Annotated in this window: 11 protein-coding genes; 4 read left to right on the forward strand and 7 right to left on the reverse strand. The window is 46.4% G+C overall.

Features of this window, described 5'->3' with window-relative positions; genetic code table 11:
- Nucleotide 1: 1 nt before the first annotated feature.
- From ACZ5EJ_RS04900 to uvrB, 6 genes are all read right to left on the reverse strand, one after another.
- The gene (locus tag ACZ5EJ_RS04900) at nucleotides 2-1,060 is read right to left on the reverse strand and encodes a hypothetical protein (protein ID WP_464557753.1); all 1,059 of its coding nucleotides are present in this window, start codon (nucleotides 1,058-1,060) and stop codon (nucleotides 2-4) included.
- Nucleotides 990-2,102 (reverse strand): endonuclease domain-containing protein, encoded by a 1,113-nt coding sequence (locus ACZ5EJ_RS04905; RefSeq protein WP_049753095.1) that lies wholly within the window; start codon nucleotides 2,100-2,102, stop codon nucleotides 990-992. Before ACZ5EJ_RS04905 ends, ACZ5EJ_RS04900 begins: the two co-directional genes overlap by 71 nt.
- Before the next feature lie 418 nt (nucleotides 2,103-2,520).
- Nucleotides 2,521-4,905, reverse strand: a complete 2,385-nt coding sequence (locus tag ACZ5EJ_RS04910) for a sucrose synthase (protein WP_011634154.1) — start codon at nucleotides 4,903-4,905, stop codon at nucleotides 2,521-2,523.
- Nucleotides 4,906-4,915: 10 nt separating this feature from the next.
- Nucleotides 4,916-7,054, reverse strand: coding sequence for an HAD-IIB family hydrolase (locus ACZ5EJ_RS04915; RefSeq protein WP_011634155.1), 2,139 nt, complete (start codon nucleotides 7,052-7,054; stop codon nucleotides 4,916-4,918).
- Nucleotides 7,055-7,064: 10 nt separating this feature from the next.
- Entirely contained in the window at nucleotides 7,065-7,994 is a 930-nt protein-coding gene (locus ACZ5EJ_RS04920) for a carbohydrate kinase family protein (RefSeq protein WP_011634156.1), read from the reverse strand.
- A gap of 195 nt (nucleotides 7,995-8,189) precedes the next feature.
- Nucleotides 8,190-10,289 (reverse strand): excinuclease ABC subunit UvrB, encoded by a 2,100-nt coding sequence (gene uvrB, locus ACZ5EJ_RS04925; protein WP_011634157.1) that lies wholly within the window; start codon nucleotides 10,287-10,289, stop codon nucleotides 8,190-8,192.
- A 78-nt stretch (nucleotides 10,290-10,367) separates the two neighbouring features.
- Between uvrB and ACZ5EJ_RS04930 the strand changes: the two genes are divergently transcribed.
- Nucleotides 10,368-11,561, forward strand: a complete 1,194-nt coding sequence (locus ACZ5EJ_RS04930; protein WP_011634158.1) for a pyridoxal phosphate-dependent aminotransferase — start codon at nucleotides 10,368-10,370, stop codon at nucleotides 11,559-11,561.
- A 387-nt stretch (nucleotides 11,562-11,948) separates the two neighbouring features.
- Here ACZ5EJ_RS04930 and ACZ5EJ_RS04935 read toward each other — a convergent pair whose 3' ends face one another.
- Complete coding sequence (locus ACZ5EJ_RS04935) at nucleotides 11,949-12,221, reverse strand: helix-turn-helix domain-containing protein (protein WP_011634159.1); 273 nt, start codon at nucleotides 12,219-12,221, stop codon at nucleotides 11,949-11,951.
- Nucleotides 12,222-12,677: 456 nt separating this feature from the next.
- Between ACZ5EJ_RS04935 and ACZ5EJ_RS04940 the strand changes: the two genes are divergently transcribed.
- The 3 genes from ACZ5EJ_RS04940 (at nucleotide 12,678) to ACZ5EJ_RS04950 (ending at nucleotide 15,239) form a co-directional block, all read left to right on the forward strand.
- The gene (locus ACZ5EJ_RS04940) at nucleotides 12,678-13,907 is read left to right on the forward strand and encodes a beta strand repeat-containing protein (protein ID WP_464557594.1); all 1,230 of its coding nucleotides are present in this window, start codon (nucleotides 12,678-12,680) and stop codon (nucleotides 13,905-13,907) included.
- A 131-nt stretch (nucleotides 13,908-14,038) separates the two neighbouring features.
- Nucleotides 14,039-14,407: a hypothetical protein gene (locus ACZ5EJ_RS04945; protein ID WP_011634161.1), complete on the forward strand. Its 369-nt coding sequence runs from the start codon at nucleotides 14,039-14,041 to the stop codon at nucleotides 14,405-14,407.
- Nucleotides 14,408-14,621: 214 nt separating this feature from the next.
- On the forward strand, nucleotides 14,622-15,239 hold the full coding sequence (locus tag ACZ5EJ_RS04950; protein WP_240142325.1) for a C39 family peptidase: 618 nt from the start codon (nucleotides 14,622-14,624) through the stop codon (nucleotides 15,237-15,239).
- Nucleotides 15,240-15,270: the final 31 nt, after the last annotated feature.

Consider the following 15,270-nt stretch of genomic DNA (forward strand, 5'->3'; position numbering starts at 1 on the left):
CTTATGGTTTCAAGCGTATAAAGTGAAAAATCGAGTTTAGATAGAGGGTTTCTGACATCGAGACGGCATCTTGATCCATGATATAAGGAAGATCTGCACGGCTTAGGCTGACTAATCCCTTGTTATTGGCCAGTATCAGGTAGTATTTGAACTCATTCTGATCCAGTCCGAATGTATTGCCATCACGTTCCATTTGGTGCCAAACATGTGAGATAAATAGCTTGTTATCACCAAATTTACCTGTTTGGCAGCGTCTGGCAGATTGATTTACCTGGTTAGCAAAATGTTCCAAATTTAATGGTCCAGATTTCTGTGAAGGTTGTTTTTCTAATATCTCAGGTTGCTGTAAAGGTTGTGTAGCCGTTCTGAGAATTGCTAGTCGCAGTTCTTCTGGACTGATACGTCGTGCACCTGCAGCTTTTGCAGCCAGTTGTTTCAATGCACTATCCCAGGATAATTCACGCTCGGTTCCTAATATGCCACTTAGAAGCAGGGCCGCAACCGAGCCTGCCGTAAAAGGCTTTGCATGTGTGATATTGGATGCTGCTAATTTACATTGTAGATTTGCACTGTCAGCAGGTTGGGCTAATTGTTGCCAGAGCAAGTTATCTCTAACTTTGATCAGAGAAGAGTAGGCGCTGGTAGTAAGTTTAAAGGCATTGGCCAAAATAGCTGCCCGAAGGCCATCAGCACTTGTAATAGCTAGGCGATCACGTTCATTGATCGGAGCAGGTAATCCCAACAGAGCAGCAATGAGATAGCAGTTTCTCAATGTCAGCCAACGTAATGTCGAGGGTAAGGATAGCAGGTCCAATTTTTGCAGTGCTTGTTCCCGCCCTGCAACCGTGATTTGAAATCGTGACTTACCTGTTTTTTTTAATAGCCCATGTTCGGTTAGTTGCTGCAATGTTTGTAGCCATTCATTACTTGAGGGCGCTTGATGGAAAACAGGGGTTAATGATTTTTTTACCTCACTGATTGTCAATCCGTTAGCTGAACAAGCCAGGAATCGAATTGGAATCAGCTCTTGAAGTGTCAGATATCCAGTTGCACTCATCATTGATTTTCTGGTTTAATTTTTTATTTCGTCGGTGCTGTAATGCTTGGTAAACGTTATCAAGAATTTCATCCAGTTGGGAAACGATATCTTCTGCCAGGAAGCGTAAAACAAGTATGTCATGCATTTGTAATACAAGATCCTTGCGCCGATCCCGGCGCCAGGATTCCGGATCCTGAAAATGATAATAGCCATCTATTTCCAAGGCTATTTGGTCAGAAATGGAAAACAGATCAATCTCCATTAGTCGCTTCCCAAATTTAAACGGCATTTTGACATTTAACTTGAATACGCCACGTGTTTCCGGTACCCATTCTAGTATGTGAAATAAAAATTGCTCGGCCTGACTGCGAGCAACAGAAGAATCATCTTTCTTCTCAACGATCAAGCGGAGCAATGATTGCGCTTCCTCATACAATTGCGTCGGTGCATTACATTGCCGAAGAATCTGGTCTGTCTTGTCGGGTAAGGTGTAGTGAGAATCTGAATAGGACTGTGCTTTGATAATACCTAGCCGTAACATAGCCTTTATTCTTGATTCAGGTGCTTTTGTACAGTAGTTTTCGAAGTGTGCAGGTATGGCTGCTAATGCAATTGGCATTTCCGGTAGGCGCTCTGCAATCTGCGCCAGCATGCGAATGAATGGAGATCGTAATAATTCATCATCAGTCACTTCCATCAGTAAGCCGGGTAAAATTTCCACTGGCAATAATTTGGTAAAAGCCATGATACCTTGCGCTAGATTTTCGCCATCTTCCAATTTCATGGCCTGTGCCAGATTTGACGCTAAATCAGGTGTCAATTCACAGGACAAGGCGATTTGTGTCAAAAACCAGCTTAGGAGTAACGATTCTTGTGTAGAGAGCTGAATGGGTAACTGCTGTTGGAAAATCTCCAATTCATCACTCGATTTATTTTTCAGCGCAAGGAAGATTTCTTCCGTGGTACACCGATTAACCTGCGCTAGATACAGTAGCAATTGGTGCTGCAGGTCGGCGCTTGCAAGTAGCGTCTCTATCCAGCTGATCGAAAGTGATTTAGCCATTCCGGGCGACCAGATGACTGTATTTCTACTTTCTTGTTGTATCCAACGGCACCATATTCCCCGGGTGTCATTCAAAGTGCCTGTCAGGACCGTTAAGACCGGAGTGCCTTGGCTACGTCTTAGCGAATGTATGGTGAGATAAGTTTGTGGAGAAACTTGAGAATCAGTCTGCGTGGATTGAAATGTGCGTTTCATCATTTTCTCTTGTTCTTGATAAACAGATGATTGAGAAACGGCAACTAAATGAGTATTTTTGAGGATGTCTTGAGGAACCCCTGCAAAATCTCGTTATCGTAAGGAACGTAGCAACGTGCGATCCATATAAGTATTTGATAAAATAGACTTTATAGGGTGTTTCCTACTTCATTACATTCGTAGTCACAATGATGGTGCGGAAGTTGTACAGACTGATCCTTAATCAAGCATCACCGGCCAGCCTATTCGCCAATGGCCGGAATTGCAGGTGGTAGAACATATTGAGGTAGAGATCGGTTTCTTCTCGCTCAAGCCCACTGACGAATTTCCAGAAGCTGTATATACGCGATAGCGTCATCATGCGCTCTGCATATAGTTTCCAGGTGTAGCGGCTAGCAACGCGTGCAAGTGCGCCTTGCGAGAGACGTTCCCATTCCAGCGGTTTTTCATGGCTCTTTTCGAGAAAATCTGCGATCAGATCAGCAGTAGCTGTACCTTGATTGGGATCGATATGAAAACCAGAACGATTGTGCTGGATGATTTCCAGCGGCCCGCCATAGCGGGTGGCGAAAGTCGGCAGACCGGATGCCATGGCTTCAATGATAGTCAGGCCGAAGGCCTCGAACAAGGCGGGTTGCACGAATATGCCGCGCTTGTCGGCAATATAGCGATAAAGCTCACCTGCCAGATTTTTGTCAAGGCGCATACCTAGCCAACGAACCTGCGGATCGAGCTTGTATTCGTCCATCAAATGATGCATCTGGTGTATTTGCTCTTGTTCTTCATGGTCAGATGAGTGCTGCGGATCTATTTTTCCTCCCACTATGACAAGATTGGCAAGTGAGCGTAAGCGCTGTGAGGCGCCGTATGATTCAACCAGGCCGGTGATGTTTTTGATACGATCCAGGCGCGCCATGGTGAAGATCAAAGGCTTATCCGAGTCTTGTAAAATACCTCGGGCTGGAAAGTTCGCAGTATTGTCGAAGAGCATGGACTCAATTTCGGGGATCAGGCTGTGCAGACGCCTGGACTGATCGGTATAGGGGAAATAAACTTCTGCATCGGCGCCTGGGGAAACGATATTAAATTTTGGGTCGAATAGATCAATTCCGTTAATGACCCGATAAAGTCCAGGCATGGAGAAAGCCCGGTAACTTTCGTACTGGCCTTCTGCTTCCCGTGTCCCGGCGATTTCCTGATAGGTGCTTGTCACGATGAAGTCAGCGGCGTTCATGGCCAGAAGATCTGCCGTATATTGGCAGGAAAAATGGTATTTGTCCTCGTTTTCCTGCCAGTAAATATCCGAATGCAGATATTTGGTTTTTTCCAGAGCGTGTGCGATGTTGCACTGTGTGACGCCCAGTCTTCTGCTGAGCAGGGTGGCGACCAGATTGCCATCCGAGTAATTTCCAATGATGAGATCGGGACGTCTACCCAGTTCCGCTAGCGCCTCTCGTTCAACATCGAGGGCAAATGTCTCGAGATGAGGCCATATCTCAAAGCGTGAGATCCATTGAGGAATAATTTCCCCATTTTTTTTACGAAATGGAACGCGCAAAATCCAGGTATTAGTACAGCCACTGACCTTTTCCAACCTTTGATTGCAAGTGGTGTCACCCGCATCAGGAATCAGACGGGTGACAATCAGTATTTTGGGTTCGACCTGCACGCCTTGTAGTTGCAGTCGGTCGCGCATTTCCTGTTCGAGTGCGCGTACCTGATCGAGAATATAGACAACCTGACCACCGGTATCAGGCAGTCCGAGCACATTATCCTGGCCGAAATAACCATGCGGGGAAAGAATCAATAGACGAGAGATCATGGGAATACGTGCCAGAAATGCTTCGAGTGCAGAAGGGGAGGGTGCTTCCAAAATATCCATCAGCATATTCATGGTTTCAGCCACCCGGGCGGCGTTATGTCCCCAGCCTGGTGCGAATCCGATTTTGCTCATGTCTGAGGACAGTTCGGCCCAGGGCGTCGTACCATCCACTGCTTCCAGCATTTCCAGCGCCTGCCGCAACTGGCTGCGCACCATATTGATATTGTGTGAATTGCTGGTGAACATCAGTTGTTGTCCGTCGATAGTATGGACGCCTAAAAAGTGCAGCAATCGGGTACTGCCTGCCTCGATACGGGTGAACATTTCACTGGATAACTGGCGGTTGAGGAAGATAACTCCTTGCCCAATTGAGCGAGATTCCCTCAATTTGGGAAATGCCCGGTTGAATGGTCCGAAATCGACCTCTAGAATAGATTCAATCGCTTCACCTTTGGTGACTGTTTCCTTGAACCCGAGAAATTCATTGATGGTTATCTTTTCCGGCATCAGGTGTTCCTGATGCATACGTACGAATTCCAATTCGGCAATTCCGGGTCGAAGTACAAAATATGCCCAAGGTGAAGAGAAGACGCCTTCCTGTAGATGGAATACAAATTCATGAAGCATATCGGACCGCTCGCAATCTTTTTCCAGCTGTAGCAATTCATCTCGCAGATCGGATTGCAGGAGCAAGGGGCGATTCGTTGAGAAATAGCGCCGTAATAACGTATAAACAGCATCCCTATTCTGTAGGGTGCAAGTGGTAAATGTGTCGATCGTGGTCATGGCGAAATCCTTATTGTGCAAAATTGTAATGCTCCAGCCCTTCCAAGATTCCACGGGCATAGGTATTGCTCGCAAAGTACATCTGCTCTAGTCCGCGTAATGGCTCCAACTCCGGGCTGTGGTTCCCCACCACTACACCCAGTGTATCGCCTACCAACATTTCTTCATCGTTGCCGGAGTCCCCGGCTATCAGAAAATTTTGCAATGATAATCCCCATTTATAGGCTAGATAACGCACAGCCAGACCTTTAGAAGCCCGCGTCGGTAGCACATCCAGAAATGTTTCGTGTGAATAGATCAATTTGGCATGTAGATTTTGCTGATGGAGATATTGGTATAGCTGTTCGAGTGGAGGCATTTGTTCGGGAGCAACCAAATAACTCAGTTTGAATTCACGCTGATTTTCCGGGGGTTGAAGCGTTAATCCCGGGATGGCCTGCAGTGCTTCAGCCAGCGCTTCTCGTCGCCATTGGTGGCGGATGTGATTACTCCAGCCCTGATCTGGCCGCAAGGATGGCCAGTAATTGATTTCGCTGCCGACCGAGGTGATCAGGACGTCGGGCATTGGTACATGCCATTTTTTGAGAATTTTTACCGCGCTTTCGAGCGATCTTCCGGTAGCCACCCCGAATGAGACGGTATCGGCATGTGCTCGTAGCCATTGCAGCAATTCTGCTAGCCCCTGCTCATCACCAAGCAGGGTGTTGTCGATATCGCTGATGATTATTTTTCTCGCCAATGGAATAGGTGCCCAATCAGGATACAGCGTAGCTGCGGACTGGCGGCGTAGACGTTTACGCGCCTTACGCAATAATTTATTGACTTCCCTTACATATTTTGTGACATGGGCATCCCAGGTGTAGTGGCGCCTGACATTGGTTATGCCATTTCTGGACCAGTCGCGCCAGCGTTTCCTGTCGGATAACGCTTCTTTCAACGCGTTAGCAATTTCTGTATGGTTCAGTGTGTTGACGAGTAATCCATTGCGGCAATTGGCGATGATGTCACGCGGACCACCATCTTCCGGCGCAATAATGGGCAGGCCACTGGCTGCAGCTTCAATCAGGGTAAGCCCGAAGGGTTCAGTCAGGGCGGGGTTGATAAAGATACCACGTCTGCGAACAGCCAAGCGGTAAAGTTCCGGTATGTCTTCTGCTGTGAAGTGCTTGGGGATCGCAACCTTGCCCCACAAATCATAACGATCAATATCAAGCAATAAATCATTCATGACTTCGCGCTGCGATGTTTCCATCATACGAATATCTTCACGGGAGCCGGCAACGATTACCAGGTTGGCGATATCCTGCAGGGATTGATCTGAGCCGTATGCCTCTATCAGTCCATCGAGATTCTTGCGTGTGTCCGGACGGGAAATAGCCAGAATCATCGGTTTCTTGGGGTTGCTTAGAAATCGATCTACGCCTGTTTGTGTGTTGGGGTCAATAAGCTTGCGCCCAGGTGGTGAGAAACGCGAGGTATCAGTTCCTGGCGGAATAACTCGGCAGTGGCGCGGATCAGTATTTTTATACATGCCATATTGATCTTCTATTTCCTGCGAGGTGCTGGTGACGATCAATGAAGCGTGGACCAGTGTTTCTTCTTCAGCCGCGATGCGTTGCGATAGATTGAATTGTCGTTCGATTGTCTGCTCTTTACGGCCGGCGGCAAGCAGACGTTCCCGTTTGGGGCGACCAAGCGAATGGCCTGTATGTATTTGTGGAATGCCCAGCAGATTGGATAAATGCAGGCCGACATAGCCGGCATCTGCATAATGCGTATGGATTAAATCGGGCAAACGTCCTTGTTGGCGCAGATAGTGCAGACAGCGATCCACCATCTGGTCCAGGTGTGGCCACAACAACTCTTTACGCAGATATTTACGGGGGCCGCAGGGTAATCGAACGATCTGCGCGTTTGGCCCGAGTTTTTCGATATGGGTTGCATAATCAGGGGAGATTTTTGAATCTTCAATCTGGCGCGTTAGCAGATCAACCTGGGCAATATTACTGTTGCGTCCCAATGCGCGCGCCAGTTCGACAACATAGGTGATCTGTCCGCCGGTATCCGCATCGTGCCCCAGCTCCATATCATGACCGCGTATCAGGCCATGTACACTGATCATCAGAATGTAAAGTTTTTGATCTAACATCGTTTTATTATCATAGCAGGTTCCAATTCTTGAGAAAAACATCATAAAATCCGGCTGATTCCGGTGTGGCGCCACGTATCCCGCATAGGGCGGCAGCAAACCGGTTTGCACGTTCCAGTGTTAGTACATTTGGCCAGTCAAACAGTAATCCGAGGATGAAGACTGCGCAAAAACCATCTCCCGCACCAACGGTATCAACGATCGGCACATTGGCGATACCGAGTATTTCAGTATAATTGTTAGCCTGATCAAGCAGCCATGCGCCATTGGCTCCACGTGTCACCAGCAGGGTTTTTAGCTGGAAGTTTTCTATCAGGCGTAACGCGGTGTCGCGAGCATCACTGGCTTGGAAAGCTAATAAGCCGGATAATTCAGCTAGTTCGTCTTCATTGACTTTCACATGATCCGCCTGGGTCAGTGAATATTGGATGGTTTCCGGGCGATACCAGGGTTCTCTTAAATTGATATCAAGCAGACGAGAGGCTTGTGGAGTGCGTCGTAATACTTCTTCCAGCGCTACGCCGGATACCGGGTTGCGTTGTGCTAATGTTCCAAAATACACCAGCTCGGGTTTGGCAGTCGAGGCAGTATCACCGGCAACATGTGGATCAATGAAATCGTAGGCCTGATCTGCAAGGATTTTAAACTCATGACCGTTTTCACCAGGTTTAACCTGAACTTGTCCAGTGGGATAGTGTGAATCACACTGGACACCGATTGTAGACATCCCGGCATTATTCATCAGCTTGATCAATTTCTGGCGAAGAGGATCGTTTCCTGTACGCGTTACCAAGACCGGGTGCAAGCCGAAAGCTTGTAGGTGATATCCCACATTGAAGGGAGCTCCTCCCATTACCGGGCCATCAGGAAAGATATCTGCCAATACTTCGCCAAACAGAATTACGTTCTTTATAGATATATCACAATGATCGGCAGGCATATTCTATCGAAACTCCTGTCAGTGATGGCTGGTCACTCCCGGAAATAATGCGGACAAATTTTTTGTCCGAAGAAGTGTGTGCTGGTTGTAAGCAAGGAAATGAGATTGCCGGAAAACCCTGTTTCCAGCCGAGCGTTCCTTTTTATTTTGACATGGATGAACGATCTATGCAAAACCTACAGGAGAGGGAATCAATCAGATTTGGAGACGCTTCCCGGATTTTTTTCCGGATTTTTTAATCGCTGGCTGCAGTATGTCCCCAATTTCAGTGGGATCAATCATACCGATAAACAGCTTGTTTTTAAGATTTTTTATTTCATCACGATACTGGGCTGCCTGTTCAAATTCCATGCTTTTTGCGGCCGTCAGCATGGCTTTTTCCAACCGTTGAATTTCTTTTGCAAGTTGTGTTTCATCCATGGCAGCGTAGTGTGCCTGGATTTGTGCGACTTTCTGATGTTCTGCCGCATCTTTGCTGTCGTAAACACCATCAATCAAATCCTTGATCCGCTTGCTGACACCGCGTGGCGTAATATCGTTCTGCTGATTGAACAGCTTCTGTTTGTTACGTCGCCGTTCAGTTTCATCAATGGCGCGCCGCATCGAATTGGTAATCCTGTCAGCATAAAGAATGACGGTTCCATTGATATGTCGGGCGGCGCGTCCCATGGTCTGGATCAATGAGCGTTCTGAACGCAGGAAACCTTCTTTATCGGCATCCAGTATGCCAACCAGTGAAGCTTCTGGAATATCCAGTCCCTCCCGTAACAGATTGATTCCGACCAGGACGTCAAATTTTCCCAGGCGCAGATCACGAATAATTTCAACTCGCTCAACGGTATCAATATCGGAATGTAGATAACGTACCCGGATGCCGTGATCAGAAAAATAATCGGTCAGATCTTCCGCCATGCGCTTGGTCAGGGTGGTGATCAATGTTCGCTCGCCTTGTTTGGTACGCATTGAGACTTCAGACATCAGGTCGTCCACCTGGGTGGCTACCGGACGGATGATGATTACCGGATCCACCAGCCCGGTTGGTCGTACAACCTGTTCAACAATCTGGCCGCTGTGCTGTATTTCATAATCTGCCGGTGTGGCGGAAACGAAAATAGTTTGAGGCATCAGTTTTTCAAATTCCTCAAACCTGAGCGGCCGGTTGTCCAATGCGGAAGGCAGGCGAAATCCGTAAGCCACCAGGTTTTCCTTTCTTGAACGATCACCTTTGTACATTCCGCCAACTTGAGGCACGGTAACATGGCTCTCATCAATAATCATCAATGCGTTACCCGGCAGGTAATCAATGAGTGTTGGCGGTGGATCCCCGGGTAAGCGACCTGACAAATGGCGCGAGTAGTTCTCAATTCCTTTGCAGAAACCCAATTCATTTAACATTTCCAGATCGAAACGGGTACGTTGTTCCAGGCGCTGAGCTTCCACCAGCTTATGATTTTCGTGAAGATGATTGAGTCGTTCGGCAAGTTCGGTTTTGATGGTTTCGATTGCGCGCAGGGTGGTGCTGCGCGGAGTGACGTAATGACTGGAAGGGTAAACCGTATAGCGCGAAACTTTCTGCCGGGTATGTCCGGTGAGCGGATCAAACAGCGCTATGCTTTCCACCTCATCATCAAACAGGGAAATGCGTAGTGCGGTTTCAGAGTTCTCTGCCGGGAAGATATCCAGCACGTCGCCACGTACACGAAAGGTGCCACGCGCAAACTCGAATTCGTTACGCTGGTATTGCATGTCTGCCAACCGCTGGATGATGTCGCGTTGCGTGATTTTTTCATGCTCACGCACATGTAGAATCATACCGTGATAATCAACGGGATCACCAATGCCGTAAATGCAGGATACGCTTGCTACAATGATGGTGTCTTCCCGTTCCAGTAGGGATTTTGTAGCAGAGAGGCGCATCTGTTCGATATGTTCGTTAATACTGGAATCCTTTTCGATGAACAGATCGCGGGAGGGAACATAGGCTTCAGGCTGGTAATAATCATAGTAGGAGACAAAATACTCAACTGCATTTTCTGGAAAGAATTCACGCATTTCAGCATAGAGCTGCGCGGCCAGCGTCTTGTTCGGGGCCATGATGATGGCCGGGCGCCCGAGTTGCGCAATCATATTGGCGATGGTGAACGTTTTTCCGGATCCGGTTACGCCTAACAACGTCTGGAATGACAAGCCTGATTCTATTCCATCCACCAACTTGCGGATGGCATCCGGTTGATCACCCGCAGGCTGAAATGCCTGATTGAGCTTGTAAGGACTGTCCGGAAAGGTAATAATCACAAGTTTGATCGCTGTACTCGAAATTTAATTATTTTTTGATTCTAACATGCGCAAATCACATACATCAGGAGCTGTCTCGTGAAACTCTCGCAACGCGTTCAGGCTATCAAACCTTCGCCCACCCTGGCAGTGACTGCCAAAGCAGCCAGGCTCAAGGCGGAAGGAAAAAATATTATTGGTCTGGGTGCAGGTGAGCCGGATTTCGATACGCCGTTGCATATCAAGGATGCAGCGATTACGGCAATCCGGAATGGTTTTACAAAGTATACGGCTGTGGGTGGTACTGCATCTTTAAAGCAGGCGATTATCTCGAAGTTCAAACGGGAAAATTCCCTGGATTTTACTGCCGGAGAGATCTTGGTCTCCAGCGGAGGAAAACAAAGTTTTTTCAACTTGATACTGGCTACAATTGACCCGGGTGACGAGGTTATCATCCCGGCGCCATACTGGGTTTCCTATCCGGATATGGTCTTGATTGCACAAGGAAAACCTGTTTTTATTAATACCGGGATCGAAGAAAAATTCAAAATATCAGCCGATCAGCTTGAGAAAGCGATAACACCCAGAACCCGCATGTTTATTCTCAACAGCCCAGGCAACCCTTCCGGCAGTGTATACGGTCAGGAAGAATTACAGGCATTAGGGGCAGTATTACGTAAACATCCAGAAATTCTGATCGCTACCGATGATATGTATGAACATATCCTCCTGACCAGTGATAAGTTCGTCAATATCCTGAACGCTTGCCCTGATCTGAAAGCACGCACCGTTGTCCTCAATGGCGTTTCCAAAGCTTATGCCATGACCGGCTGGCGAATTGGCTATTGCGGCGGGCCGGCAGCAATCATAACCGCAATGGAAAATATTCAATCACAAAGTACATCCAACCCGAACTCTATTGCTCAAATGGCAGCAGAAGCTGCATTAAATGGTGATCAATCCTGCATGATTCCAATGGTGGAGGCTTTTAAGGAACGCAATCAGTTTCTGACAGATGCGCTGAATTCCATAACGGGTATTCACTGTTTATTATCCGAAGGGGCATTTTATGCTTTTGCGGATGCAAGGCAGGCAATTAAGCAGTTGCAATCCCAACAAGTGTTGCAGGACAGCAGTGACGTTGCTTTTTGCAGTTATTTGCTGGAACAGGCTGAAGTGGCTGTTGTGCCAGGGTCAGCCTTTGGCTGTGAGGGCTATATGCGGTTATCGTTTGCGACTTCCATGGAAAATCTCAGGGAGGCTGTCAAGCGTATCGCCAGTTTGCTGAGCTGATCCGCTTCTTGACCCCTATTTTGAGTGATACCTGTTTTGATCAGGCCATTGCAAGATGAGCGGAGAGTGATGCGTAGTAACCAGTGCGGATTGCTGTAAAAAAATTCGACACTCTCTGCTATTTCTTGCCTTACATTTTCTGTTTTCTGAATTTCATACTGCCGTTGGCTGAGCCTGTCAGGGTATGTTGGTACTGATTTTTGCCAATTTCTGGAGGGCGTCACCAACCTGATTTTGGTGAAATATTACGTGCTTTTTTTTTAAGATCATACCAGCAACTGGCTGTCGATAAATTTTACAGTCTCCACTAAAAAATCTTATCTTCTTTGGGTCATCTCTGGTAAGCGTAGCTTACTGTAGTTGATGAGGACTTTTCAGATTCATCTCCTAGGCTTGCGGTGAGCTACTCTCTTCTTTGCAGGCAGAGGGAAGACGTCTATTCTGCCTGATCAAACCTTTCTCCTCTGCTTTACGCAGTGCTTCATATCTGCAGTGAACCTGAAGAAACGCCAGGATTCTCTGGAACTGGGTTCGAATGGTTGCCGGAGATCGATTGAGGTGCTGTGCGAGGATCTTTGTATTGGTTGTTTTCTTTTCACGGCTGGCCTCAAGCAAGGTGTAGTGCGATCGGGGTAGGCGCTTATATTTTTCATAGTCCATAAAACTTCACTCCAATTTTATCGAGGCTTATTTTTATTGCTGTCATTTGTGAGCGGTTATAAACGCTATTTTTAAGGCTTAATTCGCTACAAAGCAGTATTTTCCCTGAATGCCTCGGTCTTCGTAAGTATATATAGATTAACAAGCAAAAGTTATGCCAAATTATGTAATATGTTGATTTTTAATGTAAATATTTAATTTTATAAAGTATTTTATCGGCAACTGTTAAATTTTACGACATAAATATCAGGTGAGCTTTATGGAGCAAATATATTTTTTTGTATTGGAATTATAGCTTGTATGCAATTGCAGTATTGCCACTGTGACAGTAATTTCACTAGTATCTCGACTCGACAAGGGTTGTGGTTGATTAGCGATATTCGCCTTGTTGAGTAATGCAATAGATGTTATGCAATTCTATATTTAATTAAATAGTTGATATTAAAGGAAAATACCATGGATCAATTTTCTAAAAAAATTCTGGCTGCCAGTATCGTTCTGGCGTTTGGTTTTGCAGGCAATGCTTGGGCAGTTGACGGCGCGGCACCGCTGCCAAATATAGCTGTAGCTGATTCTGCTGGAGTCAAAGGTGACGGAAGTACTGCAAGCACAGCAAACGGCAATACAACCTCCGCTGATGGCAACACAAGTACTGCTGACAACAACGGTAACGACAACAGCACCAACTCGAGCACTGCTGACAACAACGGTAACGACAACAGCACCAACTCGAGCACTGCTGACAACAACGGTAACGACAACAGCACCAACTCGAGCACTGCTGACAACAATGGTAACGACAACAGCACCAACTCGAGTACTGCTGACAACAATGGTAACGACAACAGCACCAACTCGAGTACTGCTGACAACAACGGCAACGACAACAGCACCAACTCGAGCACTGCTGACAACAATGGTAACGACAACAGCACCAACTCGAGCACTGCTGACAACAACGGCAACGACAACAGCACCAACACTGCTGACAGCAATAACGACAGCAGCGATAACAGTACCAACACTGCTGACAGCAATAACGACAGCAGCGATAACAGCACCAACACTGCTGACAGCAATAACGACAGCAGCGATAACAGCACCAACACCGCTGATAGCAATAACGACAACAGCTCTGCGTATGCTGACGGCTATGGTACTGCTGCCAATAATGGAAGTACCGCTACTGCTGACAACAGCGACAACAGCGACAACAGCGATAACAGTGACAACAGCTTGGCTGATGCGAGTGGTCAAGGCAGTGCTGCAGCTAACAATGGTAGTACAGCCACGGTTGACAACAGCGATCATAGCGATAACAGCTCCGCATCTGCTGAAGGCCAATCCGCAGCTGCCAACAATGGCGGTACTGCAACTGTAGACAACACCAACAACAGTGATAACAGCCAAACTACTGCAAGCAATGGCAGTGCAGCATCCAATGGTGGCGATGCGACAGCTACCTATTCTGTTAACAATTCAGCATTGGAAGGATCTGTAACAGGTCAGTCAGCTGGTGGTTTGTCAGTTGAAGAAGCTGTTGCACTTGCAGGTGGAAGTTTAAGCAACAATATTTCTGATTCGTTCAATGGCGCAGGCCTGAATCAAGTTGCTCAGAACCTTGGATCCAGCTCACTGGTTCAACAGCAAGTTTCCTTCCAGGGTAATGTAAACGTTAACCAATAATTGTAAGTTTGGATAATTACAACTTGAGTTAATAATGTAACTCTTCTAACTGGCAAGCAGTAATGATATTGCTTGCCAGTTTTTTTTGCTAAAACAGAAGATATAAATATAAGCAATATGTGGAGGTCAGTATGAAAGCCGATATCAGAAAAGGCTTGATTGCGTTTGCATTATTCATGCCTGTTAGCATGATTTACGCGGCATCCGGTACAGAATTGATGGCGGTTGAGGATGCATACCTTCCTCATGCAGAAAGAGCTTCCTTGGAGGAGCTTGATGGGGCGACGGGCCGAGAGGGTATTGACGTAACTACCCTGAACAATATGAATGTTCGTGCACTTCTTTCTGGCAATACAGCAACGAACAATGCTAGTGGCTTTAATATGATTGACAGCGGTTCTTTTGCCGGATCAGGGGGTATGTTTTCAGTGATTCAGAATTCAGGTAACAATGTTCTTATTCAGGATTCGACAATTATTAATGTAACGATATTACCCTGATTTAGATTGAATATTTTGAGAGAACAGCCGATAACACATAAAGCGCACACAGTTTATTGTTTTGTTAGCTGCTTGAGATTTATTACATAGTTTGCATGAGGTGGTAAGCAATTTTAGTTACTCCAGGACAAAATCGCATATGAGACTGTCTCTGATCACGTTTGCTTTATTAGGGATCCTGATAATTCCTTGTAGTGAAGTATCAGGGATGGATATGATCGATATGGTAGGTGGTGCTAACTTTAATATACAAGTAAAAACTTTTGCAGAACGGCGTTTCAATACTGTTTATCGGCAGCAGTATGATTTCAGCTGCGGTTCTGCTGCTCTGGCGAGCCTACTTACTTTTCATTATGACGATACGGTAGACGAGCAATCTGTATTTATCGACATGTTTCAGCATGGAAATCAGGAAAAAATAAAACGGGAAGGCTTTTCCATGCTGGATATGAAACGGTATCTTGAACGCAGAGGATATCGCTCGGATGGCTTCAAGATTGATCTGAACAAATTGCGTTCTACTGGAAATCCAGCTATTACCATTATCAACCATAATGGTTACATGCACTTTGTCATCATTAAGGGAGTGGATGAATTCAAAATTTTATTAGGTGATCCGGCTCAGGGTGTTAAATCCATGGATCGTTCCGAATTTGAAGAAATGTGGGGGAATCGTATTTTATTTCTGATCCATGATAATCGCGATCCTGAAGTAAGCTATCAAAAAATATATCAGGAATGGGTGGGCAGAGTGGCTCCGCTGGGTGAGGCTGTTGATCGATCAAGTTTGGGAGTTTTTAATGTATTGCACCCAGGCCCTTGGGATTTTTGATAATTCGTACAGCGCGGGGAAAAAATGAGAA

The sequence above is a fragment of the Nitrosomonas sp. TNE100 genome (assembly GCF_055387135.1).

Excerpts from the sequence above, each read along its gene's own strand:
- ACZ5EJ_RS04900 (WP_464557753.1), bottom strand. The coding sequence starts at position 1,060 with ATGATGAGTGCAACTGGATATCTGACACTTCAAGAGCTGATTCCAATT.
- ACZ5EJ_RS04905 (WP_049753095.1), bottom strand. The coding sequence starts at position 2,102 with ATGGCTAAATCACTTTCGATCAGCTGGATAGAGACGCTACTTGCAAGC.
- ACZ5EJ_RS04910 (WP_011634154.1), bottom strand. The coding sequence starts at position 4,905 with ATGACCACGATCGACACATTTACCACTTGCACCCTACAGAATAGGGAT.
- ACZ5EJ_RS04915 (WP_011634155.1), bottom strand. The coding sequence starts at position 7,054 with ATGTTAGATCAAAAACTTTACATTCTGATGATCAGTGTACATGGCCTG.
- ACZ5EJ_RS04920 (WP_011634156.1), bottom strand. The coding sequence starts at position 7,994 with ATGCCTGCCGATCATTGTGATATATCTATAAAGAACGTAATTCTGTTT.
- ACZ5EJ_RS04935 (WP_011634159.1), bottom strand. The coding sequence starts at position 12,221 with ATGGACTATGAAAAATATAAGCGCCTACCCCGATCGCACTACACCTTG.
- ACZ5EJ_RS04940 (WP_464557594.1), top strand. The coding sequence starts at position 12,678 with ATGGATCAATTTTCTAAAAAAATTCTGGCTGCCAGTATCGTTCTGGCG.
- ACZ5EJ_RS04945 (WP_011634161.1), top strand. The coding sequence starts at position 14,039 with ATGAAAGCCGATATCAGAAAAGGCTTGATTGCGTTTGCATTATTCATG.
- ACZ5EJ_RS04950 (WP_240142325.1), top strand. The coding sequence starts at position 14,622 with ATGATCGATATGGTAGGTGGTGCTAACTTTAATATACAAGTAAAAACT.